We start from the raw sequence: 5,353 nt of genomic DNA on the forward strand, positions 1-5,353 counted from the left end.
CCCCACACTCTGCTTTTTTCAGCAAACCCTAATTAGGTCTAAAAAATTGCTCTATTTCTGACAGCTCCAAATAAAAATATTTCAACGAAAATAGAATTTTTGGATAAAGTGAAAAATTATGATAAAGTAAAAGTAATGGTAGTAACTTGCCTACTTAGTTGATTTTTTTTTCAAGAAAAATGAAAAAGTGGTTGACATTAGTATTAACTCTTGCAGCTATTGGACCTTTAACCTTAACTGCACCATTAGCAAATAGCCAAGACAGCTCATTTCCTAGAGGAAAAGTAGCCTTACAAGTAGCTGACACTGGAACATTCATGGCTCGGTGTAGAGACTGCCAAGAAACTGTGGAGTCTACCAATATTCGTGATACCGTGGTACTACACAACCAATATTCTAGTCCTTATACTCATTTCATAGTTGTTCCAATTGGTGGGAAAATTGCCCTTAAGTCAGACAATGGCAAATATGTAGCTCGGTGTAATCGTTGTATCAAAGGTGGTACATCTCCTGACTTTCTAGTTATTAATCACAATAATCCAAATAGCCCTAACGCTCAATTTACTCCTGAACTACTGTCTAATGGCAACTATGGTCTCAAGAATACAGANGGCAAATATGTAGCTCGGTGTAATCGTTGTATCAAAGGTGGTACATCTCCTGACTTTCTAGTTATTAATCACAATAATCCAAATAGCCCTAACGCTCAATTTACTCCTGAACTACTGTCTAATGGCAACTATGGTCTCAAGAATACAGAGAAATATGTAGCTCGGTGTCGTGGTTGTTCTCCCACTGCTGCTGCTACTGGTAACCGGGATACTGTGGTACTTCATGTACTTAAAGGTGCTAGTCCAGCTAGTAGACCTCATGCACAATGGAACATAATTCCTATTCCTACATATTAGAATGTAGCGTGGGATAGTATCTTTTGATTGATATATAGCAAAAGGCTTTGGTTATCAAAACAGAGAAAATTTATCGTGAATATTCCGTTGTTTATCCTAATTAGTTTTAGGGAAGTCGCTATTCCATATATTCTCAAAGCCATAGCAACTGCTATATTTCATTTCATTTTCTAAAGCTCCAAAAAAAATTCCCAAAATAATCTAAGGTTGTAAATATTTAAAAATTATGATATAGTTATTCTATTGGGTGCTGCTCGGCTATAAGCATGATTTTTTATTCAACAAAAATAATCCAGAGTCTATATGCAAATATCCTGGTTTGATAAACTAAAAACAATCCTCAGTTACCTATTAACAACAGGAATCATAATTACTACTTTATTTTGTTTAGGAGGTTATGGGGAAAAAGGCATAATTTTCGAGCTAATCTCTCATTTCAAAGTTCAATATTTAGTAGTCAGCTTAATTTTGTTATTTTGTTTAAGCATAATCGGCAAAAAAAGATTTTTATTAGTCGCTACATTTTGCACAATTATCAATCTCACCCCTATTTTGCCTTGGTATATTTATCAAAATGGAATTAGTCAAGAAACCCCTAACTTAAGAATTTTAGTTCACAACCTTTACAGAGGCAGAAATTATCAATATTCAGAAATTGCCAAAATGGTAAGAACAGAAAATCCAGACATAGCAATTTTTTTAGAACCTACAAATACATGACTGCAAAATCTCCAAACATTATCCGATATTTTACCAAATTCAATTAATTCTGTTTCTCAATCTACCCATGGAATTATTGCAATTTACAGCAAATTTCCTCTCAACAATTACTCAATATAATTTTTTGCTCCGAAAAGACCTACTATTATTACTGAATTAAAAATCAATCAAAAAGTTATTAATTTAATAGCAACCCATCCCACCGTTCCTGTAAAGATAAACACCTTCAAAAAACGGAATAAAATCTTAGAAGAACTTGCTAAATACATTCAAAAATTAAACAATCCAGTGATTATGGCAGGAGATTTGAATACAACTATGTGGTCTCCTTACTATCAAAAATTAGAACAGAAAACTGGGTTAAGAAATAGTCGTTTAGGGTTTGGTATTCTTCCTAGTTGGCCTGCAAAAGGATTTAGTCATTCTATAGTATTTTATATCTTATCAAGATTTTTTCAAATCCCCATAGATCATTGTTTAATCAGTTCAGAAATTAAAGTTGTAAATGTTGAAACAAAAGCTAATCTAAGTTGAGAATTAGGTTCAGATAATATACCTTTAATTACAGATTTATTCATTAGTAAATAATACCATTTTGATAAATTTTTGCTACAAATATTTAGGTTACTGCTTAGGAGTCAGGAGACAGGAGTCAGGAGTCAGAATAAATAGTTTAGTTGATTTGATCAACTTTTTGCTACAAATATTTAGGTTATTGCTTAGGAGTCAGGAGACAAGACTCAGGAATCAGAATAAATAGTTTAGTTGATAACTGAATGCTGACTATATTCCCTATTTCATTTCTTCCAAAATGATGAGTTTAATTCATCGCTGAAAGCTGAAAACTAATAGCTGAATGCTTATACTAATACCTTTAATCTTCAATTTGCCTTGCATTAATTTCCACTGCCGAAACATCAATAGTACCAGGAGGAGTTAACCTACTAAAGTTACCTTCTTCAACCTTAAGTGGTTCTCCACAATTAGGACATTGACATTGAGTCTGATTTAAAGCAGTAAATTCATAACTACAAACAGGGCATTTATCAATAATTAAATTGCGATTTAACCACCAACGCAAACCAATAAATGCAACTACAGGTGCAATTAAAATCAAACCAAATAATATCAAAATAGAATTAACTAACCATCCCAACCCTACAGAACCCAGTAACCAAACAATAGCTAAAATAATTAGCCAATTACCAATACTAGACATAGTTAATTGAAATATTTTTGAGTTCCCTTGATTCACTTAAATTATCTCCTTTAATAAACTTTATTCGTAAACATTCAGCTATTAGTTATGAGTGATTAAATAATTATTATACCGACAGCAGAATTAGTTCAATTCTCTAGATTTTAACCAGAGGTAATTTCAGTTATCAGTTATTAGTTATCAGCTTTATCAGTTATTACCTGCCTCTATGGAATAAGGAGGCTTGACATAAAGAATATTCTCTTTTTTATCCCCTATCCAAAGGGAGGCGCATACCCACAATTTTTCGGTAATTATTAATTAGAACTTGCTGAAAAAGTCTTTTTGTTGAAGTAGAGAGTAGTTAAGAATTAGCAGTAACAGGGAGTTATAGAATAGGTGGTCGTTCATAATAGCCTCCTTAAACCTTAATTATTAAGGATTCATTATTAATTATTCATTATTTTAACCTTTTTCTGTCAATGCTTTTAAATTTAATCAGCAAACCTTAATTATTAATAATTAATAATTCATTATTTTAAAGTTCTCTTACTCTTTCAGTAAAAGCTCCCCTACCAAAAACCTTTAAACTTTCCTCTCGCAACCATTGACCATCACACCTTTTATCCTCTCCCTTCAGCATTTCTATACAAGCATTAGCTACCGCCTCTGGGTCTCGNGCCGAAAAATTTTAAAGTTCTCTTACTCTTTCAGTAAAAGCTCCCCTACCAAAAACCTTTAAACTTTCCTCTCGCAACCATTGACCATCACACCTTTTATCCTCTCCCTTCAGCATTTCTATACAAGCATTAGCTACCGCCTCTGGGTCTCGGTGAGGCACTCGCCATCCTAACTTTCCATCTTGTAAAGGTTCCGCCGAACCATCAGCATCTCCCGACAAAACTGGCACTCCACAGGCCATTGCTTCCAAATAAACAATACCAAACCCTTCCTGAGAAGGCATTACATAAGCATCAGCTACCTGATAATGTTTAACCAAATCTTCTGTAGGTACAAATCCTGCAAATACCACCTTTTCCCCTACTCCCAAATCTTGAGCCAACTTTGCCAAACGAGGTTGGTCATCTCCCCGTCCAATTACTAAATACTTGACTTCTGGGAAAAATTGTAGTATTTTAGGCAACGCTCGAATTGTTACATCAACACCTTTATAGGGGTCTCCCGACCAAAGTCTAGCAACAGTCATTAAGACTTTTGACCCCTGAAGATTGTAACCCTCAATCAAATCTACAGGTTTAACTCCTGGAATAAACTTATCCCCATCCACCATACAAGGTAACAATTGAAACTTTTCTGGGTCTAGATGGTTACTTTCACAACAGCGATCGCGACTATAACGACTAATAGTTAAAATCTTAGATGATTGTTTTAATGCCTGTTGATATTTATTTGGTAGTGGTTTCCACACTTCCTTACCATAAGTTAAAACTGTGTAGGGAATGCCTAGAGGCACACACAAAATTTGAACTAATGGAGCTAAATTAATATGACCACAAAAAACCTGTTTAGGTTGTTTTTTAAGTAAAAACCATAGTAATGTTGTGGCTAATCTTAATCTCCCTAACCAAACAGACTGAGTTTTCAAATAATAGAAATTTAGACTCTTAGACTTATAAGAATTTTCACAATCTTTACCATCTCTTAGTAACAAGATATCTGATTCTAGAAAAGAGTCGTCAAGTTTGGCAGAATTTGTTAAGTCTTGGTAAGCCTGAAAAATATCTCTTACATAAGACTGAATGCCACCTTCACAAGATAAAATTTCCAGAAAAACAAATATATTTCCTTTTTTTTGAACAACTTTGTTAGCCAATTTTATCTCCAAATTTTTAGATTATTAGTAAGCATTCAGCGGTCAGCTATTAGCTATCAGCTTTATTACTTTATCAAGGAGGAAAAAATAATTGAGAGATTTCAAAGAATTAAAAGTATGGATAAAAGAGTCTATCAAACCATATAGTTCATTAAAAAGCTGAGAGCTGAACGCTAATAGCTGAATGCTTACGATTATTAAGAAAATCCACAAAGGGTTTGATGCTCCCCGTCCGCTCATTCCTTAGTTGTATCTTCAACTATTTAGTCTAAATTCCATTACCTAGTTTTACCTGTATTAAAGTCACTAAAGACATACGCATTTAACCATAGCTCATCAATTCTATTTTTGCAAAAAAAGTAAAGTATACTTTCTATTCCTGGAAATTCTGGTTGATAGTGAAATAGTTTAACTGAATTTTTTTCAAATTTATTAATTAATTCTCTACGAGTGAGAGGTTCTTTACCAGTAAAAGGTTTTGTGGGAAGAAAAATAATAATCAAATCACTTGGTTCTGGTTGAGCAGAATAAAAACATTTAAAGGGGCGATAAGGAAAACATAAATTACCAGTGAATGGTTTTTGTTTTTTACCTTTCATAACTAAAGAGCCTTCTCTAAACGGTTTATTATCCTGGATTAAAATAGGAAAGTTTTTATAATTTATAAAAGCAGAAAATTCCATTATCCTATAC

General features: G+C 33.3%; 5 protein-coding genes. 2 read left to right on the forward strand and 3 right to left on the reverse strand.

All coding sequences use genetic code 11. From position 1 onward, the window contains the following. Positions 1-1,211: 1,211 nt before the first annotated feature. Positions 1,212-1,628, forward strand: a complete 417-nt coding sequence (locus AFK68_RS12185; protein WP_094673052.1) for a hypothetical protein — start codon at positions 1,212-1,214, stop codon at positions 1,626-1,628. Between the two features lie 186 nt (positions 1,629-1,814). Further along, the gene (locus AFK68_RS12190; protein WP_371357347.1) at positions 1,815-2,162 is read left to right on the forward strand and encodes an endonuclease/exonuclease/phosphatase family protein; all 348 of its coding nucleotides are present in this window, start codon (positions 1,815-1,817) and stop codon (positions 2,160-2,162) included. 340 nt (positions 2,163-2,502) lie between these two features. On the opposite strand, the gene AFK68_RS12195 is transcribed toward AFK68_RS12190, so the two are convergent. The 3 genes from AFK68_RS12195 to AFK68_RS12205 form a co-directional block, all read right to left on the reverse strand. Continuing rightward, complete coding sequence (locus tag AFK68_RS12195) at positions 2,503-2,883, reverse strand: hypothetical protein (protein WP_094673054.1); 381 nt, start codon at positions 2,881-2,883, stop codon at positions 2,503-2,505. Between the two features lie 634 nt (positions 2,884-3,517). Next, a complete protein-coding gene (locus AFK68_RS12200) occupies positions 3,518-4,660 on the reverse strand; it encodes a glycosyltransferase family 4 protein (RefSeq protein WP_094673056.1) in 1,143 nt (380 codons plus the stop codon). A 278-nt stretch (positions 4,661-4,938) separates the two neighbouring features. After that, on the reverse strand, positions 4,939-5,353 hold a 415-nt coding region (locus tag AFK68_RS12205; protein ID WP_210407369.1), incomplete at its 5' end, for a hypothetical protein.

Origin of the sequence: Hydrocoleum sp. CS-953 (genome assembly GCF_002260545.1) — a bacterium.
In the GTDB taxonomy this organism is placed as follows: Bacteria; Cyanobacteriota; Cyanobacteriia; order Cyanobacteriales; family Microcoleaceae; genus Trichodesmium.

Bases quoted from the DNA above. Each gene is read 5' to 3' on its own strand.
- AFK68_RS12185 (WP_094673052.1), top strand. From the start codon at position 1,212: ATGCAAATATCCTGGTTTGATAAACTAAAAACAATCCTCAGTTACCTA.